This is a genomic window from Streptomyces sp. NPDC046197 (assembly GCF_040646295.1).
In the GTDB taxonomy this organism is placed as follows: domain Bacteria; phylum Actinomycetota; class Actinomycetes; order Streptomycetales; family Streptomycetaceae; genus Streptomyces.
Genome location: NZ_JBEYZY010000005.1, coordinates 240,826 through 260,012, shown reverse-complemented (window position 1 = coordinate 260,012; position 19,187 = coordinate 240,826). Strand labels below are relative to the sequence as shown.

Genomic DNA, 19,187 nt, shown 5'->3' with positions numbered 1-19,187 from the left:
ACCCCCGAGCAGATACGGGACGACGGACATGAGCGCCCCAACTCCGGCACCCGGTGACGACAGACCCCGCGAGGGGTACTACCCGGACCCGTCCATTCCTGGATATGTCCGGTACTGGAACGGCGGGGCCTGGGTGCCGGGCACCAGCCGGCCGGCGCCGACCGACGGCGAGCCGCTGAGCCCGCCGCCCGGCGTGCGTCCCGCGGCGCCCGCGATCGCGGCGGTCGAGGAGACGGGCCCGCACTTCTTCGACGAGGATCCGCCCGGCGGGCCCGCCCCCGCCGGGGACCCGCACGGCGGCCGCCCCCAACCGGCGTCGGCCTGGGGCGCCGACCGCGCCCAGCAGGGCGGTTTCGGCGGCGACCAGGACCGTCGCGTCTCCTGGGGTGCCCCGGGGGCGGCCGATCCGAGGGTCCCGCGCCAGGACGGGACCCCCGACGGCGTACAGCCGGACGGCCGCGCGGCCCGCACGGACGGCACGGCGTCGATTCCGCCCGCCGGCCCGGATCCGGCGGGGGCCTCCGCCGACGGCACGTTCGTGTTCCGGCGGCCCGCGGCGGGGGCCGGGGAGGCCGCCGCGGCAGCGGGCGGCACCGCGGCGGCCGGGCCGTCCGCTCCCGGCGTCCCGGGCTCCGGCCGCCCCGCCGACGACGGCGGCCCGGCCTTCCGCCCGGCATCACCCACGGGTCGGCGCGGCGGGCCGGCGGGTGCGGCCGCGCCGATCGCGGGGCCGGGAACGGCCGCTTCGCCCGGCGGGCCCGCGGCGGCCGGCGGTGCCGCGGATCCGAACGCCGGTCCCGGCGGCCCGGGGTTCGGTGCCGGAAAGGCGGCCGCCGCCCGGGCGGCGCAGGCACAGGCCCCGGCCGCCATGCCGCCCTCCGGGTTCGAAGCCACCCCCGCCACACCGCACGGATCCTCCTCCCCGCGCTCCGGTCCGTCCGTGCCTCCGCGGTCCGGCGCCGCGCAGGCCGCCCCCGCCAATCCGGCGGGCCACCCCGCCACGCCGCCCGCGGCCGCCGTCTCCTCGCCGATGACCACCGGCCCCGGTGGCGGGCAGTCCTCCTGGGCCCAGCAGGTGCACCGGCTGGCGGCCGACGATCAGCCGGTCGCGCCGTGGAAGCCGCCCGTCGACGACCCGTTCCAGGCGGCCGCCCGGCGGCAGGCGGCGGCGCGGCCCGCGGGCGTCGGCAGGCGGCTGGCCGCCCGGCTCGTCGACACGGTCGTCCTCGCCGGGGTCACCGCCGCGGCCGCCGTGCCGCTCGGCGCCAGGGCGATCGACCATGTCAACGCGAAGATCGACGCGGCAAAGCTCTCCGGCCGCACCGTCACGGTCTGGCTGCTCGACGGCACGACGGCGACGTACCTGGGCATCGTCCTCGCCGTGCTGCTGCTGTCCGGCGTCGTCTACGAGGTGCTGCCCACCGCCAAGTGGGGGCGCTCGCTGGGCAAGAAGCTGTGTGGCCTCCAGGTCCGGGACATCGAGGGTCACGAGCCGCCGTCCTTCGGTGCGGCCCTGCGCCGCTGGCTCGTCTACAGCGTCCCCGGACTGCTCGGCGTCGGGCTCGTGGGCGTCATGTGGTGCCTGTTCGACAGGCCGTGGCACCAGTGCTGGCACGACAAGGCGGCGCACACCTTCGTGGCCGGCTGACCTCCTCGGCGCGGGCGGCCCCGGCCGGGTCGCCCTTACGGCCGCGCACCGGATGCGCGGTCCCGGGGCTCGCGGTCCACTCGGCCCATGAGCACCGAACCGCCCCCCGGCTCCGGCCCGCCGCCGCCTCCGGGCGCCGGCCCGCCCCCGCCTCCGCCCGGCTCCGGCCCGCCGCCCCCGCCCGGCGGGCCGCCCCCGCACTACGGTGGCGGCCCGTACGGCGGTGACTCCTACGGTGGTCCCTACCCCGCCGACCCGCTCGCCGGCATGCCCCCGCTGGCCGACAGCGGCAAGCGGACGCTCGCCCGGATCGTCGACCTGATTCTGGTCACCATCGTGATCTGGCTGGTCACCTGGCCGCTGCAGGCCCACCAGTACACGGTGAACGCCAACCGGGTGGAGTTCGGCAAGCCACTGACGGAGGCGGTCGTCTCCGCCGTGCTCTACATCGCCTACGACACCTTCATGATCAGCCGTACGGGGCAGACCCTCGGCAAGAAGTGGCTGAACATGCGGGTGGCCAACCTCGCCGACGGCACCACCCCGTCCGTCCAGACCTCGCTGGGGCGCGCCGCGGTGCTCTGGCTGCCCTTCTGCTTCTGCTGCGCCTGCATCTGGCTGGCGATCTGCGGCGGTTGGAGCTTCATCGACCGGCCCTACAAGCAGGGCCTGCACGACAAGGCCGCCAAGACGGTGGTGGTCAGCACCAGTTGACGTACCGCCGGGGAAGCGGCACCGCCAGAAAGACGCCACAGCCGGAAAGACGCCACAGGCGGGAAAAGGACGGCGGGCCCGTGTCGTACGGGCCCGCTGATCCGTGTCAGGACGCCGTCGGCTCCCGGACGGGCTCCACCCCGGCGGGCACGGTCTCCCGCCGCACCGCCACCGGCTCCGGCTGCGCGGGCACCTCGGTCCGCTCGGCGGCCGGCCTGGGCTTCGGCAGCGGGACCGTCATGGCGACGAGCAGCCCGAGGGCGAGCGCCGCAAGGGCGATGACCGCGATCCCCACGCCCGAACTCGTCTGGGACAGCAGCAGCATGGCGAGCGTCGAGAAGATCACGGTGCAGGAACCGTAGGCGAGCTGTGCGGCGGTCGGACGAGGCATGGCAATCGGTCCTCGGAAGTGGGGTCTCCCCTTGGGCCTCTCACGGGGGGAGGGTGCGGACAGAACAGGGGTGAGACAGAGACGTCGGCCTGGCTTTCCGCCGGCTTCCGGGCGTTCCGCCAATCGACTCTATTCGCCTGCATGCCCGAGTGGAACGCCCGGTAAGCGTGACCTAACCCACGGTGCCGGTGCATCGGGGGCGCACGGAGTCATACCGTCCACGAAGTGGACGGCCTCGCGCGCCCGTCGACCCTCGGCATCCAGCCGTCCGTAAAGCGAACGTTGGCTTCGTATAGTTCAGTTGAACTGTCCAAGTCAAGGTCTGTCTTTTCTTGTAAACCTCTAGTCAAATGTCGTCACTTGACTACACGCGTTGATCGCGCGCGGACCTTCCAGGCCAGAGACCCCCCTTCCGCGCGCCCGAAAACGCGTCAGGGGAGGACATCAAGTGACCAGCAGACCGCGGACGTTCAGAGCGGCCGCGACAGGTGTCGCGCTCGCGGCGGCCACCGCCGCGTTCTCGACGTTCGCCGTGGCGGAGGCCGCAACGACCGGCACGCCCGCCTCCGTGACCCGGCACGACCCGCAGCCGGTCAAGCAGCACAAGCACGACCTCGACGGCCCGCTGAGCAAGACCCAGGACGCCCAGCGCCAGGAGGCCCTGAACCAGGTCATCGAGGGCAGGACCAAGGTCCAGGACCGCCATGGCTCCAAGGTCGTCCAGCTCAAGGGCAAGAAGGGCGACACCAAGTACGTCGAGCTGGGCCGGGAGAAGACCGACAAGATCTTCACCATCCTGGTGGAGTTCGGCGACAAGACCGACCCCAAGTACGGCGGCACCGCGGGCCCGCTGCACAACCGGATATCCGCGCCGGACCGCACCAAGGACAACAGCACCGCCTGGCAGAAGGACTTCGACCAGAAGCACTTCCAGGACCTGTACTTCGGCGCCGGCAAGGGTGTCGAGTCGGTGAAGAAGTACTACGAGAAGCAGTCCTCGGGCCGCTACTCGGTCGACGGCGAGGTCTCCGACTGGGTCAAGGTCCCCTACAACGAGGCGCGTTACGGTTCCAACTACTGCGGCTCCACCAACTGCCCCAGCGTGTGGAACGTGGTCAGCGACGGTGTGAACGCCTGGGTCGCCCAGCAGAAGGCGGCCGGCAAGTCCGACGCCGACATCAAGGCGGACCTGGCCAAGTACGACCAGTGGGACCGCTACGACTACGACGGCGACGGCAACTTCAACGAGCCCGACGGCTACATCGACCACTTCCAGATCGTGCACGCCGGCGAGGACGAGTCCGCGGGCGGCGGCGCCCAGGGCAAGGACGCGATCTGGGCGCACCGCTGGTACGCCTTCGGCACCGACGCCGGCGCCACCGGCCCCACGGGCAACAAGCTGGGCGGCGCGCAGATCGGCGACACCGGCATCTGGGTCGGTGACTACACCATCCAGCCCGAGAACGGCGGACTGGGCGTCTACGCCCACGAGTACGGCCACGACCTCGGCCTGCCGGACGAGTACGACACCGCCGGCGGCGAGAACTCCACCGGCTTCTGGACGCTGATGTCCTCCGGTTCCTGGCTCGGCCGCGGCAGGGACGCCATCGGTGACCTGCCGGGCGACATGAACGCCTGGGACAAGCTGCAACTCGGCTGGCTCACCTACGACACGGCCAAGGCCGCGGTCAACTCCTGGCACAAGCTGGGCGTCTCCGAGTACAACACCAAGTACCGGCAGGCCGTGGTCGTCTCCCTGCCCGACAAGGCGGTCACCACCGAGGTCGTCACCCCGGCCCAGGGCGCGACCCAGTGGTGGAGCGGCAGCGACAACGACCTGAAGAACACGCTGACCCGTTCCGTCGACCTCACCGGCAAGAAGTCGGCCGCTCTCACTCTCGACGGCTGGTACGACATCGAGGCCAACTACGACTACCTCTACACCGAGGTCTCGACCGACGGCGGCGCCAACTGGACCGCGCTGGACGGCACGGTGGACGGCCGGCCCATCCCGCGTGACGGCAGCGGGCAGCCGGTCCTGACCGGAACGGCCGACGGCTACAAGAAGCTGGCGTACTGGCTCGACGCCTACGCGGGCAAGAAGATCGACCTCCGGTTCCGCTACCAGACCGACGGCGGCGTGGCACTCAAGGGCTTCGCGGCCGACGAGATCACGGTGACCGCGGACGGCTCGGCGCTGTTCTCCGACAACGCGGAGAGCGCGGACCCGGCCTGGAAGGCCAACGGCTTCTCCCGCATCGGCGCGTCCTTCACCAAGGACTACAAGCAGTACTACATCGCCGAGAACCGCCAGTACGTGTCGTACGACAAGACGCTGAAGACCGGCCCGTACAACTTCGGCTTCTCGACCCGTCCGGGCTGGGTGGAGCACTACCCGTACCAGAACGGTCTGTTGATCTGGAAGTGGGACACCTCGCAGAAGGACAACAACACCAGCCAGCACGCGGGCACCGGTCTGATCCTCCCGGTCGACTCGCACCCGGCGCTGCTGAAGTGGTCCGACGGCACGCTGATGCGCAACCGCGTCCAGGCCTACGACTCGCCCTTCAGCCTGTACGGCACGGACGGCATCACGCTCCACAAGGCGGACGTCGTGACCATGATCAAGCCGTCGAAGGGGGTGCCGGTCTTCAACGACCACACCAGCACCTACTACGACGCCTCGAACCCGGCCGGCGCTGTCAAGATCACTGACACCAACACCAAGATCAAGATCACCAGGGAGGCCAGGGACGGCTCCACGATCGAGCTCGAGGTCGGCCGCGCGGTGAAGTAGTCAACGTTTTCGCAGGTCAAGCGCGTATCGGCGGTGACCCCCTGGCGGGTCGCCGCCGATCGTGTTTAGGTGCGTCCTGTGGTCCTCTTATTGACACCGACCGGAACGGGGATGTGACCGCATGGCCGCAGGAGGTTTCTGCAAGCTGCCGAACGGCACGGTGGTGGTGGCACTGAACCTGCCCAGCCCCATCGCCGACGGCGTGGCCGTGGGCACCCCCATCGGCGGAGTGCGGGTACTCGTCCATGCGCAGAACCGCGCCCGTGCCCTGACCCGCCTGCGCAACCTGGGCCTGCGGGCGATCTACCTGCGGGGCAACGCGGCCCCGCCGACCCCGGACGAGATCACCGCGGTCCTGCACCACCCGGACGGCCTGATATGGCGCACATCCGTGGACGGCGCAGGCGGCGCAGGCGGCGCGGTCGGCGCGCTCGGCCGGCCGGAGCTGTGGCGCCCGATCCGGGCGTTGCTCAGGCGGCAGCCGACGGCCCAGGCGTGATCGTTCCCTACGCCACGACGGGCTTGCCCGAGAGCTCGACGCCCGCCTCCCGCATCTCCTCCAGCGCCCGGTCGGTGGTCTCCTGGGCCACGCCCGCGGTCAGGTCCAGCAGGACCTGTGTACGGAAGCCCTCCTTCACGGCGTCCAGCGCGGTGGCGCGCACGCAGTGGTCGGTGGCGATGCCCACCACGTCCACCTCGTCGATCTCCCGGGCCTTCAGCCAGTCGGCCAGGGACACCCCGTTCTCGTCGGCGCCCTCGAAGCCGCTGTACGCCGCCGTGTACTCCCCCTTGTCGAACACGGCGTCTATCGCGCCGGAGGCGACCACGGGGGCGAAGTTCGGGTGGAAGCCCACCCCCTCCGTGCCCGCCACGCAGTGGGCGGGCCAGGAGCGGACGTAGTCGGGGTTGTCGGCGAAGTGGCCGCCGGGCGCGATGTGGTGGTCGCGGGTCGCCACCACGTGCCGGTAGCCGGCGGGTGCCTGGCCTATCAGCTCGGTAATCGCGGCGGCGACGTCGGCGCCCCCGGCCACCGCGAGGCTGCCCCCCTCGCAGAAGTCGTTCTGCACGTCACAGACGATCAAGGCGCGGCGCATGGTCGGTGTCCTTCGACTGTCGGGTCGGGAGAGGATCGGGACAACCCGCGAGGAGTTCGCGGGAGAGGGATGCGGGCCCGGCCGGTGAACTTATGAGCCTAGAGACTTCGGGAGCCCGGCGGGAGGGGGCGTTCGCCAAGCCGCGGGGGCGCACCGGCGGTGTGCGGCGCCGGGGGCGGAGCACGACGGACCGGGACGGCCTGCGAAAGTGAGCACCGGTTTTAGCTACCCGAGGGCCCGTTGACGTACTCCGTCGGAAGGACGGGTTCCCCGCGCGAGAGCTGGGTGGCCGAAAGCGGCAGGCCCGCGCGGGCGACCGTGTGCCGGTCCCGGACGGCGTCCAGCGGCTCCCGGGCGACCACGTCGCCGCCCTTGACCAGCTCCACCAGCAGCTGCCGGTCGGCCAGCTCGGCGGGCACCGGTCCGGTGCCGAGGACCTCGGCCTCCGCGACGCCGTGCTCGTCCAGCCGCCGCGCCGCCCACTTGCGGCCGCCGATGGAGGTCTTGCCGCCCCTGGACTTCTTCGCCACCGGCGCCAGCGGTGCCCCGGGGTCTGCCGTCTCGGCGCGGGCGACCAGTTTGTAGACCATCGAGGACGTCGGGTGGCCGGAGCCGGTCACCAGCTGCGTCCCGACGCCGTACGCGTCCACGGGCGCCGCCGCCAGTGAGGCGATGGCGTACTCGTCCAGGTCGGAGGTCACGATGATCTTGGTGCTACGGGCCCCCAGTTCGTCGAGCTGCTGCCGCACCCGGTGCGCGACCAGCAGCAGGTCGCCGGAGTCGATCCGCACCGCGCCCAGCTCGGGCCCGGCGATCTCGACGGCCGTACGGACCGCCTCGGCGACGTCGTAGGTGTCGACGAGCAGGGTGGTCCCCCGCCCGAGCGAGTCGACCTGGGCCTGAAAGGCGTCCCGCTCGCGGTCGTGCAGCAGGGTGAAGGCGTGGGCGGCGGTGCCCACGGTGGGGATGTGGTAGCGGAAGCCGGCCGCCAGGTCGGAGGTTGACGTGAAGCCACCGATGTAGGCGGCCCGCGATGCGGCCACGGCGGCCAGCTCGTGGGTGCGGCGGGCGCCCATCTCGATCAGCGGCCGGTCGCCCGCAGCCGAGGACATGCGGGAGGCGGCGGCCGCGATCGCCGAGTCGTGGTTGAGGATCGACAGGATCACGGTCTCCAGGAGCACGCACTCGGCGAAGGATCCTTCGACCCGCATGATCGGCGAGCCCGGGAAGTACACCTCGCCCTCCGGGTAGCCCCAGATGTCACCGCTGAAGCGGTAGCCGGCCAGCCACTGCAGGGTCTGCTCGTCCACGATCCGGCGGTCGCGCAGGAATCCGAGGACGCCCGCGTCGAAGCGGAAGTTCTCCACGGCGTCGAGCACACGCCCGGTGCCCGCCACGACGCCGTACCGGCGCCCCTCGGGCAGCCGTCGGGTGAAGACCTCGAAGACGCTCCGTCGCTCGGCGGTCCCGGCCTTCAGAGCGGCCTGCAGCATCGTCAGCTCGTAGTGGTCGGTGAAGAGCGCCGTCGAGGGAACGTCCACCGGCAGCCCAAAGCCCGCTGTGTTCATGGCAATGGATCGTACTCCCATCTCGTCACTTTGACGATTTGTGGGACGCCCGTCCGCCGGGTCCGTTTGTGCGACCACCCCCCTGTGGTGGCAGCATGGGCCGTGTGACGGCAGCCGCACCCATCGAGATCGAGAAAACCGAGTCGGCGGAAGAGGTCTTCGCCGTACCTGAACCCGACGTCCCATGGGTGACGATCGTCCACAACGATCCCGTCAATCTCATGAGCTACGTGACGTATGTCTTCCAGATGTACTTCGGATACACCAAGGACAAGGCCACCAAGCTCATGCTCGACGTCCACCACAAGGGCCGGGCCGTCGTCTCCAGCGGAACGCGCGAGGAGATGGAGCGGGATGTGCAGGCCATGCACGGCTATGGTCTGTGGGCCACCCTCCAGCAGGACCGGAAGTAGCGAACTCCCTTCATGCCAGGACACTTCGAACCGCTCCCCGGCGGCGGCGCGGCCGTCGCGCTCGACGAGGTCGAGATCTCCATCATCCGGTCGCTGGCCGTGCAGCTCCTGGAGCTCATCGGCCCCGGCCCGGCCGAGGGCGCCGGCGACCCGCTCGCCGAGCTGTTCGCCGAGGGGCCGAGTGAGCCCCCCGCGGACCCGGTCCTCAAGAGGCTCTTCCCGGACGCCTACCGCGACCCCGAGCAGGCCCCCGCTTCCCCCGGGAAGGCCGAGGAGCAGCGCGCGCACTCCGCCGAGTTCCGCCGCTACACCGAGAACGACCTGCGCGCCGGCAAGCGTGACAACGCCCTCGCGGTGATCCGCTCGCTGGACGAGCTGGCGGCCACGGGCGGGGGCGGGGCGGTCCTGAAGCTGTCCCCCGAGGAGTCCAAGCGGTGGCTAGGCGCCCTGAACGACCTGCGCCTGGCCATCGGCTCCCGGCTGGAGATCGTCGACGAGGACGACACCGACGACCTCTACCGCCTGCCGGACGAGGACCCGCGCAAGCCGATGGTGATGGCCTATCTGTGGCTGGGCGGGCTCCAGGAGACGCTCGTCTCGACGCTGCTGCCTTAGGGCCTGTCCGGCGGATCGTGCCGGAGTCGCTGAGCGCCAGGGTGTTCGCTCAGAGGACGCTCAGATCCGGATAACGATCCCGTTACCGTTGCGGACGCTTGTGTCCGCTTCAGGTTGCTTTTGTCCCCTTCTTCCCATGTCGTGCGCCACATCACGCCCCGCGATCAGTGTTTCGGGCGTGATAAATCTTCACGACCGCCCGACGGACGCCACCCATGTCCCGTCGGGTGCGCCACCGAGCCGGCGACCGCCGGCATGGCACAACTCCATCAATCCGGGGGGATCGAAACCCGGTCCGAGGTCGACGAGCGGCCCGGGTCGGCATGGAGAAAGGCGCACCACACCATGACCTCATCGCAGGTCGGTAAGCACTACGACGGCAGTGAGGCCGTGAGCGGCGACGCCCCCGAGGAGGGGTACGAGCGTGGGCTCGGCAGCCGCCAGGTCCAGATGATCGCGATCGGCGGCGCCATCGGCGTCGGCCTCTTCCTGGGTGCCGGGGCGAACATCGCCAAGGCCGGACCCAGTCTGATCCTCATGTACGCCCTCGCGGGCGTGATCATCTTCTTCATCATGAGGGCGCTCGGCGAGCTGCTGCTCTACCGCCCCGTCTCGGGCTCGTTCGCGGAGTACTCCCGCGAGTTCTGCGGCCCGTTCTTCGGCTACTTCACCGGCTGGACGTACTGGCTGATGTGGGTGGTCACCGGCATGGCCGAGCTGACGGCCGCCGCGATCTACGTCCACTACTGGTTCCCGTCGGTCCCGCAGTGGGTGACGGCGCTGGTCTTCCTGGTCGTCCTGTTCGTGGCCAACCTGATCTCGGTGAAGCTGTTCGGCGAGATCGAGTTCTGGTTCTCGATGGTCAAGGTGACCGCGCTCATCGGCATGATCGTCATCGGCCTGGGCGTGCTGACCTTCGGCTTCAGCGCGGCCGGTGACACCGCCTCGGTCGCCAACCTCTGGCAGTTCGACGGCTTCTTCCCCAAGGGCATCGGCTCGTCCCTGATGACCCTGCAGGGCGTCATGTTCGCCTACCTCGCCGTCGAGCTCGTCGGCGTCACCGCGGGTGAGTCCGAGGACCCGGAGAAGACCCTCCCGAAGGCGATCAACACCCTGCCCTGGCGCATCGCCCTGTTCTACGTCGGCGCCCTCACCGTGATCCTGTGCGTGGTGAAGTGGACCCAGTTCGCGGCCGGCGTCAGCCCCTTCGTGAAGGCCTTCGCGGTCATCGGCATCCCGGCCGGTGCGGGCATCGTCAACTTCGTGGTGCTCACCGCCGCCCTGTCGTCCTGCAACTCGGGCATGTACTCCACGGGCCGCATGCTGCGCACGCTCGCCGACAACGGCGAGGCCCCGCGGGTCTTCAGCAAGCTGTCGGCGTCCAAGACCCCGGCGCTCGGCATCACCGTCTCGGTGGCCTTCATGGCCATCGGCGTGGTCCTGAACTACATCGTTCCGGAGAAGGCCTTCGGCTACGTCACCTCGGTCGCCACCGCGGCCGGCATCTGGACCTGGCTGATGATCCTGGTCAGCCACGTGCTCTACCGCCGCGCGGTGAACGCGGGCCGGCTGCCCGCCTCCGCCTTCCCGGCGCCGGGCGGCGCGGTGTGCAGCTGGATCGCCATCGGCTTCCTGCTGTTCGTCACCTGCCTGATCGCCTACGATGCCGACTCCCGGATCTGCCTGTACGTGATGGCCGGATGGGCCGCCGCCCTGGCCATCGGCTGGGCCGTGCTCAAGGCCCGCAACCCGCAGGTCGCCGAGCGCCGCGAGCCGGAGCTCGAGAAGGTCGGCTGAACCCGGCCGGTTCGATGCTCGGACGTCCAGCCGCAGGGGCTGCTCGTGGAAGCCCCTGCCGCTGCCGCTCAGGACGTCCGTCATGTGGGCCGTTCCGTACCACTCTTCGGTACGGGACGGCCCTTCTCTATGCTGACGGTCATGCTGACCCTCACCCAGGCCCTCTACGACCAGATCGTCGCCCACGCGCGCCAGGACCACCCCGACGAGGCGTGCGGCGTGGTCGCCGGCCCGGCGGGCTCCGGCCGCCCCGAGCGCTTCATCCCCATGCTCAACGCGGCCCGCTCGCCCACCTTCTACGAGTTCGACTCGCAGGATCTGCTGAAGCTGTACCGCGAGCTGGACGACCGCGACGAGGAGCCGGTGATCATCTACCACTCCCACACGGCAACCGAGGCGTACCCGTCCCGGACCGACATCTCCTACGCCAACGAGCCCGGGGCGCACTACGTGCTGGTGTCGACGGCGGACACCGACGGCCTCGGCGACTTCCAGTTCCGCTCGTTCCAGATCGTGGCGGGCGAGGTCACGGAGGAGGAGGTCAAGGTCGTGGAGGCGTACTGATCTCACACCGTGGATGAATCCTGTCCGAGGAGCGAGATCACATTCCGGGAGGCGGACCGGGAATCGATACGATGACCCCATGGTTCTCCACGACGTGAGCGACAGGACGCCGGGCATGCTGCTCGTGGCGCGGCTGCACGTCGACCTGTGCAGGTTGAACAGCGCCATCTGTTGACGTTCCCTGCCGTCGCACGGCCGTGAGCCACGGCGCGCCGCCGCGCGCCCTCCCCCCGGGCTCCCGGCTTCGTTCGAGCAGGGGGATCCCCATCCAGACACCTCCGACAGGAGCCCGCAACCATGGCCATCGAGGTCCGCATCCCCACCATCCTCCGCCCGTACACCGACGGCCAGAAGGCGGTGGAAGGCACCGGGGAGACCCTCGCCGAGCTGTTCGCCGACCTCGAGACCCGGCACCCGGGCATCCAGGCCCGCATCGTGGACGAGGGGCAGCTGCGCCGCTTCGTCAACGTCTATCTGAACGACGAGGACGTCCGCTTCGTCGACGGCATCGGCACCAAGCTGGCCGACGGCGACACCGTGACGATCCTGCCGGCCGTGGCCGGCGGCATGGCGTGATCGGTCGCTGATCAACGATGCGATACGACTCGCCGCTGGCCGCGGTGGGCAACACCCCCCTGGTGTGCCTGCCGCGGCTGTCGCCGTCCCCGGACGTCCGGATCTGGGCGAAGCTGGAGGACCGCAACCCGACCGGCTCCGTCAAGGACCGCCCCGCCCTGCACATGATCGAGCAGGCGGAGAAGGACGGCCGCCTCACCCCGGGCTGCACGATCCTGGAGCCGACCTCCGGCAACACCGGCATCTCGCTCGCCATGGCGGCCAAGCTCAAGGGCTACCGCATGGTGTGCGTGATGCCGGAGAACACCTCCCAGGAGCGCCGGGACCTGCTCGGCATGTGGGGCGCCGAGATCATCTCTTCCCCGGCCGCGGGCGGCTCCAACACCGCCGTACGCGTGGCCAAGGAGCTGGCCGCCGAGCACCCGGACTGGGTGATGCTCTACCAGTACGGCAACCCGGACAACGCCGGTGCCCACTACGCCACGACCGGCCCGGAGATCCTCGCCGACCTGCCGTCGATCACCCACTTCGTCGCCGGTCTCGGCACCACCGGCACCCTGATGGGCGTCGGCCGCTACCTGCGCGAGCACAAGCCGGACGTGAAGATCGTCGCCGCCGAACCGCGCTACGACGACCTGGTGTACGGCCTGCGCAACCTCGACGAGGGCTTCGTGCCGGAGCTGTACGACGCCTCCGTCCTCACCACCCGCTTCTCCGTCGGCTCGGCCGACGCGGTCGCCCGCACCCGTGAACTGCTGCAGCAGGAGGGCATCTTCGCGGGCGTCTCCACCGGCGCGGCCCTGCACGCGGCCATCGGCGTCGGCCGGAAGGCGCTGAAGGCGGGGGAGAGCGCGGACATCGTGTTCGTCGTGGCCGACGGCGGCTGGAAGTACCTCTCGACCGGCGTCTACACGGCGGCCACCACCGAGGAGGCCATCGAGGCCCTGCACGGTCAGCTCTGGGCGTAGCCGCGCATCAAGCGCATACCAGCCCCCTCTTATGAGGGGGCCAACCCCATCCTATGGAGGGGCAAAGAATTCCGTCCGGTACTGCCCGGTAGCCCGCGCCCGGGGCTACGGTCCTCCCGCACCCTGTCATGTCACGTTCACTCGGCGTGCCGGGGCGTACAAATGTCATGCTCATGACTGCGCGGTCTCCCCGCCGCTACGCGCGTCACGGGCCTGCCAACCCGGTGCGAGAAACCCCACTTCCCGATGGAGGCAGTACCCCATGCGTGAGTCACGCCCGAGCGGGCGCAGACGGAGTCTGCGAAGACTTCTGGCCGTCGCCTTCCCCGCCCTCGCTCTGACCGTCGCCGGTCTCGTCGCCGCGCCCACCGCCGGCGCCCGGTCCGCCGCGGTCGACCCGCACACCACCAGGGCCGCGCAGAACGCCAAGGCCCTGACCGACCCCGAGCGGCAGACCTTCCACCCGACCGGAAAGGCCGGCCAGAAGGTCCCCACGTCCCACCTGTGCGCCACCGCCAAGCCCGGCCACGCGTCCTGCTTCGCCCAGCGCCGTACCGACATCAGGCAGCGGCTCGCCTCCGCGCTCGCCGCCGCCGCGCCCTCCGGCCTCTCCCCGGCCAACCTGCACAGCGCCTACAACCTGCCCTCGACCGGCGGCTCCGGCCTGACCGTCGCGGTCGTCGACGCCTACAACGACCCCAACGCCGAGTCGGACCTGGCCACTTACCGCTCGACGTACGGCCTGTCGGCGTGCACCAAGGCCAACGGCTGCTTCAAGCAGGTCAGCCAGACCGGCTCCACCACCTCGCTGCCCACGAACGACAGCGGCTGGGCGGGCGAAGAGGCGCTCGACATCGACATGGTCAGCGCCGTCTGCCCCAACTGCAGCATCATCCTGGTCGAGGCCGACTCCGCCACCGACACCGACCTGGGCACCGCCGAGAACGAGGCCGTCTCGCTCGGCGCCAAGTTCGTCTCCAACAGCTGGGGCGGCTCCGAGTCCTCCTCCCAGACCGGTGAGGACACCTCGTACTTCAAGCACCCGGGTGTCGCCATCACCGTCTCCGCGGGTGACTCCGGCTACGGCGCCGAGTACCCGGCGACCTCCCAGTACGTGACCGCCGTCGGCGGCACCGCGCTCACCACCGCCTCGAACTCGCGCGGCTGGAGCGAGTCCGTCTGGAACACCAGCTCCACCGAGGGCACCGGCTCGGGCTGCTCCGCCTACGACCCGAAGCCGAGCTGGCAGACCGACAGCGGCTGCTCCAAGCGCATGGAGGCCGACGTCTCCGCGGTCGCCGACCCGGCCACCGGCGTCGCGGTCTACGACACCTACGGCGGCTCCGGCTGGGCGGTCTACGGCGGCACCAGCGCCTCCGCCCCGATCATCGCCGGCGTCTACGCCCTCGCGGGCACCCCGGGCTCGGGCGACTACCCGGCGAAGTACCCCTACACGCACACGAGCAACCTGTACGACGTCACCAGCGGCAGCAACGGCTCCTGCCCGACCTCGTACTTCTGCAATGCGACCACCGGCTACGACGGCCCGACCGGCTGGGGCACCCCCAACGGCACGGCCGCCTTCTCCTCCGGCGGCAGCACCGGCAACACGGTGACCGTCACCAACCCGGGCAACCAGTCCACCACCACCGGTGGCTCGGTCAGCCTGCAGATCCAGGCGACGGACAGCGCGGGAGCGGCCCTCACCTACAGCGCCACCGGCCTGCCGACCGGCCTCTCGATCAACAGCTCGACCGGCCTGATCTCCGGCACCGCCTCCACCGCGGGCAGCTACAACGTCACCGTCACCGCCAAGGACGCGACCGGCGCCTCTGGTTCCACCTCCTTCGGCTGGACGGTCGGCTCCTCCGGCGGCACCTGCACCGGGGCGCAGCTGCTCGGCAACCCGGGCTTCGAGTCGGGCAACACCACCTGGACCGCCACCAGCGGCGTGATCACCAACGACAGCGGTGAGGCGGCGCACAGCGGCTCCTACAAGGCCTGGCTCGACGGCTACGGCTCCAGCCACACCGACACCCTGTCCCAGTCGGTGACCATCCCCTCCGGCTGCACGGCCACGCTCACCTTCTACCTGCACATCGACACGGCGGAGACCACCCGCAGCACCGCGTACGACAAGCTGACGGTGACCGCCGGTTCGAAGACCCTGGCGACGTACTCGAACCTCAACGCCGCCTCCGGTTACGCGCAGAAGTCCTTCGACCTGTCCTCGCTGGCCGGCTCCACGGTCACGCTGAAGTTCAGCGGGGTCGAGGACTCCTCCCTGCAGACCAGCTTCGTCGTCGACGACACGGCGCTGACGACCGGCTGACCCGCATCCGCGCCCGGCACCGAAGCACCGAGGGGGCCCCGGCCGCGCAGGCGGCCGGGGCCCCCGGCGTGCGTGCGGGAAGGGATCCTGATGTGCTGGAGGAACGTCACATCGGCAGAAGGACAGGGCACGGCATCCCGGGCACAGCAGAAAGGCGGCCGCCCATGCGCCGTACGACGCTTCACCGCACCACCACCGTCGCCGCCGTGGCGGCGACCCTCCTCCTCACGGGCTGCGGCGCGCAGCACGACCGAGGGGGCTCCGGGAGCGACGGCGCGAAACCGTCGGCACCCCGGCCGGTGACGTCACCCGCGACCCCGTCCCCGTCCGCCTCCGGCCCGGGATCCCCGTCGGTATCCCCGTCCGCGACCCCCTCGGCCCCGACGGCCCCCGCGGGCTGCGCGGACCGCTCCGAACTCCGCGTCGCCGACTCCGGCCATACCGTCTGCCTGCACGTCGGCGGCCAGGTCCGGCTCACCCTGGACGGCACCAAGGACCGCCCCTGGTCACCGGTGAAGGCCTCCGGCACCGTCCTCAGGGCCGGCAACGCCGGCATCGTGATCCTGCCCGGTGACGCCGTCGCCGCCTTCGACGCGGTCGCTCCCGGGACGGCGCGGCTGACCTCCTCCAGGCCGCTGTGCCCGACCCGCCCGGGGCAGGTCGCGTGCAAGGGCATCCAGGAGTGGACCGTCACGGTGAGGGTGACACGGCCATGAGAGGTCCCCGGCGGCTCAGCCGGCCAGGTACCGCACCTGGTCCCACAGCACCGGGTCCACGATCCCCACCCGGCGCCGGAAGTCCCACACCGGTACCTCGCGCACCTCGTCGGTCTCCAGGAAGCTGGTGCGCCCCTGCGCGTCCCCCACCGAGCCGGGCGGCAGGGGGATCACTCCGGCCCGCTCGTCGTGGTACTTGCTGGTGATCTTGGCGACCCTGGCGCGCTTGCCGTGGACGGACAGCACCAGACAGGGCCGGTCCTTCGCCCCCGGACCCTCCTCGAACGGGACGTTCGCCCACCAGATTTCCGCCGGCTGCGGACGGGCCGCAACGCCCCGGCCGGTCGGGCGCCCCGGCGGACGCGTCCTGCGGCCCTCGGGCCGACGGCCCCGACCCCAGCCGTCAACGAGCGTGGCGACGAGCGCGAGCAGTACGACCGCCGCGAGCGCCAGCCACCAGGACGTGTCCATAAGGACGACGTTACCGGCGCGCGCCCCTCGGTGCGCGCCCTCTGCGCCGCACACCCGGGGCCCGCCACCGCCCCAAGCGAGCGATTTCGGGCACCCGTTTGGATTGAGCGGCCACCATCCAGCCGAACCGGTGACACCGCAGGTGAGTTCGCCCACAACAGCCCTTGCGGGAGGAGCGACCGGCCGTTTTGCGCCTTACGCTCAACGGACCGCACGACCCCCGTCACCTTCTGTATGTCCCCCGCCAGCGGAGGTTTCTGCTTCATGAAGCTCACCGTCGTCGGCTGCTCGGGGTCGTTCCCGTCCGCGGAGTCGGCCTGTTCGAGCTACCTCGTAGAGGCCGACGGCTTCCGGCTGCTTCTCGACATGGGCAACGGCGCCCTGGGCGAGCTGCAGCGCCACTGCGGTCTCTACGACCTCGACGCCATCTTCCTGAGCCATCTGCACGCCGATCACTGCATCGACATGCTCGGGTACTTCGTCGCGCGCTACTACCGGCACGAAGGCGGCCCCTGCGCTCCGCTCCCGGTCTACGGACCCGAGGGCACGGAGCACCGGCTGACCACGGCCTACGCCGACACTCCCACCGCCTCGTCGATGAGCGAGGTCTTCGACTTCCGCACGGTGAAGCCGGGCAGCTTCGAGATCGGCCCGTTCGCCGTGCACACCGAGCGGGTCCTCCACCCCGTCGAGGCGTACGCCATCCGCGTCGAGCACGGCGGGAAGACACTGACGTACTCCGGCGACACCGGAGTCAGCGAGGCGCTGGACGAAGTCGCCCGCGACGCCGACCTGTTCCTGTGCGAGGCAGCCTTCACGCACGGCAAGGAGAACATCCCCGACCTGCACCTCAACGGCCGCGAGGCGGGCGAGACCGCCACCCGCGCCCGCGCCCGGCGCCTGCTCCTCACCCACATCCCCCCGTGGACCGACCCCCAGGTCAACCTGGCGGACGCACGCGCGGTCTACCAGGGCCCGGTGGAGCTTGCGGCGCCGGGAGCGACGTACGAGGTCTGACCCACGACGGGGGCGACGTACGGCATCCAGGCCCACGACGGGCCGGCGTATCCAGGCCCATGAAGCCCGAACAGACCCCGTGACGCCCGAAGGCCCCCGGAGCAGCTCGGCTCCGGGGGCCTTCGTCACGGTGCGGGGCACGATGCGGGGCTCACGCCTTCGTGAGGTCCTCGACCTCCTCCTCGGGCTCGCGGCCCGGAGTGGGGAGGTTGAACTTGTTGATCGCGAAGCGGAAGAGGAAGTAGTAGATCGCCGCGAACACCAGGCCGATCGGGATGATCAGCCAGGGCTTGGTGGCCAGGTTCCAGTTGAGCGCGTAGTCGATGAAGCCCGCGGAGAAGGTGAAGCCCGCGTGCACGCCGAGCGCCCAGGTGATCGCCATGGACAGGGCGGTCAGCACCGCGTGGATCACGTACAGCAACGGGGCGATGAACATGAACGCGAACTCGATCGGCTCGGTCACACCGGTCACGAAGGAGGTCAGGGCGAGCGAGACCATCATGCCCATGACGGCCTTGCGGCGCTCGGGGCGGGCGGAGTGCGCGATGGCGATCGCGGCGGCCGGCAGGCCGAACATCATGATCGGGAAGAAGCCCGACATGAACTGTCCCGCGGTCGGGTCGCCGGCGAAGAAGCGGTTGAGGTCGCCGTGGACGATCTGGCCCGCCGAGTTCTTGAAGTCGCCGATCTGGAACCAGGAGACCGTGTTCACGAACTGGTGCATGCCGACCGGGATCAACGCGCGGTTGATCAGACCGAACAGAGCGGCACCGAGGGCGCCCAGACCTGTGATCCACTCGCCGAAGTGCGAGATGCCCTCACCGATCGGCTTCCACACCAGTCCGAAGAAGACGCCCATGGCGGTGCCCACGAAGGCCATGATGATCGGCACCAGCCGGCGGCCGTTGAAGAAGCCGAGCCAGTCCACCAGCTTCTTGCGGTGGTAGCGCTGCCACAGCACCGCGGCCAGCAGACCCATCAGGATGCCGCCGAGGACACCGGGGTTGTTGTAGGTCGCCGCTATGTCCGCGCCCGGTTGCACCTTCGCCTCGGTGACCGGGAAGGCCTTCAGAACGTTGCTGTACACCAGGAAGCCGACCAGGGCCGCGAGCGCAGTGGAGCCGTCCGCCTTCTTGGCGAAGCCGATCGCGACACCGATGCAGAACAGCATCGGAAGGTTGTCGAAGATCGCGCCACCCGCCGTGGCGAACACCGCCGTGACCTTGTCGGGCAGGTTCAGCTTGTCGTGCACGTCCTGCTGCCCGAGCCGCAGCAGGATGCCCGCCGCCGGCAGTACGGCGATCGGAAGCTGCAGGCTGCGGCCGACCTTCTGCAGGCCCTGGAACAGGCCGGATCCCCGCTTCTTCGCGGGAGCCGCCGTTGTCGCGGTGGCGGTGCTCATACGTCCTCCAACGGGTGGTGGTCTACACCACTCAGTGGTGTAGACCTGTTTTAGCAGATGAAGGTGGCGTAAGGAACCCGCGATTCCTGCGACCGCACCGCTAC

Annotated in this window: 19 protein-coding genes; 14 read left to right on the top strand and 5 right to left on the bottom strand. The window is 70.5% G+C overall.

Annotation, left to right across the window (positions count from 1 at the left end):
• The first annotated feature begins 28 nt into the window (after window positions 1–28).
• A complete protein-coding gene (locus AB0A61_RS09880; protein ID WP_361288925.1) occupies window positions 29–1,648 on the top strand; it encodes an RDD family protein in 1,620 nt (539 codons plus the stop codon).
• An 87-nt stretch (window positions 1,649–1,735) separates the two neighbouring features.
• Window positions 1,736–2,362 carry an RDD family protein gene (locus AB0A61_RS09875; RefSeq protein WP_361288922.1) on the top strand — a complete coding sequence of 209 codons (627 nt, stop codon included), beginning with the start codon at window positions 1,736–1,738 and terminating at the stop codon, window positions 2,360–2,362.
• A 106-nt stretch (window positions 2,363–2,468) separates the two neighbouring features.
• Here the strand turns inward: AB0A61_RS09875 and AB0A61_RS09870 are convergent, their stop codons facing one another.
• Window positions 2,469–2,753, bottom strand: a complete 285-nt coding sequence (locus AB0A61_RS09870) for a hypothetical protein (RefSeq protein WP_361288919.1) — start codon at window positions 2,751–2,753, stop codon at window positions 2,469–2,471.
• Window positions 2,754–3,201: 448 nt separating this feature from the next.
• Between AB0A61_RS09870 and AB0A61_RS09865 the strand changes: the two genes are divergently transcribed.
• On the top strand, window positions 3,202–5,550 hold the full coding sequence (locus tag AB0A61_RS09865; protein ID WP_361288916.1) for an immune inhibitor A domain-containing protein: 2,349 nt from the start codon (window positions 3,202–3,204) through the stop codon (window positions 5,548–5,550).
• Between the two features lie 121 nt (window positions 5,551–5,671).
• Window positions 5,672–6,049 (top strand): hypothetical protein, encoded by a 378-nt coding sequence (locus AB0A61_RS09860; protein WP_361288913.1) that lies wholly within the window; start codon window positions 5,672–5,674, stop codon window positions 6,047–6,049.
• A 7-nt stretch (window positions 6,050–6,056) separates the two neighbouring features.
• On the opposite strand, the gene AB0A61_RS09855 is transcribed toward AB0A61_RS09860, so the two are convergent.
• Window positions 6,057–6,644, bottom strand: a complete 588-nt coding sequence (locus tag AB0A61_RS09855) for an isochorismatase family protein (RefSeq protein WP_361288910.1) — start codon at window positions 6,642–6,644, stop codon at window positions 6,057–6,059.
• A 221-nt stretch (window positions 6,645–6,865) separates the two neighbouring features.
• Entirely contained in the window at window positions 6,866–8,212 is a 1,347-nt protein-coding gene (locus AB0A61_RS09850; RefSeq protein ID WP_361288907.1) for a nicotinate phosphoribosyltransferase, read from the bottom strand.
• Window positions 8,213–8,307: 95 nt separating this feature from the next.
• Between AB0A61_RS09850 and clpS the strand changes: the two genes are divergently transcribed.
• From clpS to AB0A61_RS09805, 9 genes are all read left to right on the top strand, one after another.
• A complete protein-coding gene (clpS, locus tag AB0A61_RS09845) occupies window positions 8,308–8,625 on the top strand; it encodes an ATP-dependent Clp protease adapter ClpS (protein ID WP_361288904.1) in 318 nt (105 codons plus the stop codon).
• Window positions 8,626–8,637: 12 nt separating this feature from the next.
• The gene (locus tag AB0A61_RS09840) at window positions 8,638–9,240 is read left to right on the top strand and encodes a DUF2017 domain-containing protein (RefSeq protein WP_361288901.1); all 603 of its coding nucleotides are present in this window, start codon (window positions 8,638–8,640) and stop codon (window positions 9,238–9,240) included.
• A gap of 345 nt (window positions 9,241–9,585) precedes the next feature.
• The gene (locus AB0A61_RS09835; protein ID WP_361288898.1) at window positions 9,586–11,037 is read left to right on the top strand and encodes an amino acid permease; all 1,452 of its coding nucleotides are present in this window, start codon (window positions 9,586–9,588) and stop codon (window positions 11,035–11,037) included.
• 141 nt (window positions 11,038–11,178) lie between these two features.
• Entirely contained in the window at window positions 11,179–11,601 is a 423-nt protein-coding gene (locus AB0A61_RS09830; protein WP_361288895.1) for a M67 family metallopeptidase, read from the top strand.
• Window positions 11,602–11,680: 79 nt separating this feature from the next.
• Window positions 11,681–11,776 carry a putative leader peptide gene (locus AB0A61_RS09825; RefSeq protein WP_361288892.1) on the top strand — a complete coding sequence of 32 codons (96 nt, stop codon included), beginning with the start codon at window positions 11,681–11,683 and terminating at the stop codon, window positions 11,774–11,776.
• 122 nt (window positions 11,777–11,898) lie between these two features.
• On the top strand, window positions 11,899–12,177 hold the full coding sequence (locus AB0A61_RS09820; protein ID WP_361288889.1) for a MoaD/ThiS family protein: 279 nt from the start codon (window positions 11,899–11,901) through the stop codon (window positions 12,175–12,177).
• 17 nt (window positions 12,178–12,194) lie between these two features.
• Window positions 12,195–13,145: a cysteine synthase gene (locus AB0A61_RS09815; protein WP_361288886.1), complete on the top strand. Its 951-nt coding sequence runs from the start codon at window positions 12,195–12,197 to the stop codon at window positions 13,143–13,145.
• A gap of 262 nt (window positions 13,146–13,407) precedes the next feature.
• Window positions 13,408–15,477, top strand: coding sequence for a putative Ig domain-containing protein (locus tag AB0A61_RS09810; protein ID WP_361288883.1), 2,070 nt, complete (start codon window positions 13,408–13,410; stop codon window positions 15,475–15,477).
• Window positions 15,478–15,641: 164 nt separating this feature from the next.
• A complete protein-coding gene (locus tag AB0A61_RS09805) occupies window positions 15,642–16,193 on the top strand; it encodes a hypothetical protein (protein WP_361288880.1) in 552 nt (183 codons plus the stop codon).
• Window positions 16,194–16,208: 15 nt separating this feature from the next.
• Here AB0A61_RS09805 and AB0A61_RS09800 read toward each other — a convergent pair whose 3' ends face one another.
• Complete coding sequence (locus tag AB0A61_RS09800) at window positions 16,209–16,664, bottom strand: type II toxin-antitoxin system PemK/MazF family toxin (RefSeq protein WP_361288877.1); 456 nt, start codon at window positions 16,662–16,664, stop codon at window positions 16,209–16,211.
• Window positions 16,665–16,928: 264 nt separating this feature from the next.
• On the opposite strand from AB0A61_RS09800, the gene AB0A61_RS09795 reads away from it, so the two are divergent.
• A complete protein-coding gene (locus AB0A61_RS09795; RefSeq protein WP_361288874.1) occupies window positions 16,929–17,681 on the top strand; it encodes an MBL fold metallo-hydrolase in 753 nt (250 codons plus the stop codon).
• A gap of 151 nt (window positions 17,682–17,832) precedes the next feature.
• Here AB0A61_RS09795 and AB0A61_RS09790 read toward each other — a convergent pair whose 3' ends face one another.
• Window positions 17,833–19,083: a PTS transporter subunit EIIC gene (locus AB0A61_RS09790; protein ID WP_361288871.1), complete on the bottom strand. Its 1,251-nt coding sequence runs from the start codon at window positions 19,081–19,083 to the stop codon at window positions 17,833–17,835.
• Window positions 19,084–19,187 lie beyond the last annotated feature (104 nt).

Excerpts from the sequence above, each read along its gene's own strand:
- AB0A61_RS09880 (WP_361288925.1), top strand. The coding sequence starts at position 29 with ATGAGCGCCCCAACTCCGGCACCCGGTGACGACAGACCCCGCGAGGGG.
- AB0A61_RS09875 (WP_361288922.1), top strand. The coding sequence starts at position 1,736 with ATGAGCACCGAACCGCCCCCCGGCTCCGGCCCGCCGCCGCCTCCGGGC.
- AB0A61_RS09870 (WP_361288919.1), bottom strand. The coding sequence starts at position 2,753 with ATGCCTCGTCCGACCGCCGCACAGCTCGCCTACGGTTCCTGCACCGTG.
- AB0A61_RS09860 (WP_361288913.1), top strand. The coding sequence starts at position 5,672 with ATGGCCGCAGGAGGTTTCTGCAAGCTGCCGAACGGCACGGTGGTGGTG.
- AB0A61_RS09855 (WP_361288910.1), bottom strand. The coding sequence starts at position 6,644 with ATGCGCCGCGCCTTGATCGTCTGTGACGTGCAGAACGACTTCTGCGAG.
- AB0A61_RS09850 (WP_361288907.1), bottom strand. The coding sequence starts at position 8,212 with ATGAACACAGCGGGCTTTGGGCTGCCGGTGGACGTTCCCTCGACGGCG.
- clpS (WP_361288904.1), top strand. The coding sequence starts at position 8,308 with ATGGGCCGTGTGACGGCAGCCGCACCCATCGAGATCGAGAAAACCGAG.
- AB0A61_RS09840 (WP_361288901.1), top strand. The coding sequence starts at position 8,638 with ATGCCAGGACACTTCGAACCGCTCCCCGGCGGCGGCGCGGCCGTCGCG.
- AB0A61_RS09835 (WP_361288898.1), top strand. The coding sequence starts at position 9,586 with ATGACCTCATCGCAGGTCGGTAAGCACTACGACGGCAGTGAGGCCGTG.
- AB0A61_RS09830 (WP_361288895.1), top strand. The coding sequence starts at position 11,179 with ATGCTGACCCTCACCCAGGCCCTCTACGACCAGATCGTCGCCCACGCG.
- AB0A61_RS09825 (WP_361288892.1), top strand. The coding sequence starts at position 11,681 with ATGGTTCTCCACGACGTGAGCGACAGGACGCCGGGCATGCTGCTCGTG.
- AB0A61_RS09820 (WP_361288889.1), top strand. The coding sequence starts at position 11,899 with ATGGCCATCGAGGTCCGCATCCCCACCATCCTCCGCCCGTACACCGAC.
- AB0A61_RS09815 (WP_361288886.1), top strand. The coding sequence starts at position 12,195 with ATGCGATACGACTCGCCGCTGGCCGCGGTGGGCAACACCCCCCTGGTG.
- AB0A61_RS09810 (WP_361288883.1), top strand. The coding sequence starts at position 13,408 with ATGCGTGAGTCACGCCCGAGCGGGCGCAGACGGAGTCTGCGAAGACTT.
- AB0A61_RS09805 (WP_361288880.1), top strand. The coding sequence starts at position 15,642 with ATGCGCCGTACGACGCTTCACCGCACCACCACCGTCGCCGCCGTGGCG.
- AB0A61_RS09800 (WP_361288877.1), bottom strand. The coding sequence starts at position 16,664 with ATGGACACGTCCTGGTGGCTGGCGCTCGCGGCGGTCGTACTGCTCGCG.
- AB0A61_RS09795 (WP_361288874.1), top strand. The coding sequence starts at position 16,929 with ATGAAGCTCACCGTCGTCGGCTGCTCGGGGTCGTTCCCGTCCGCGGAG.
- AB0A61_RS09790 (WP_361288871.1), bottom strand. The coding sequence starts at position 19,083 with ATGAGCACCGCCACCGCGACAACGGCGGCTCCCGCGAAGAAGCGGGGA.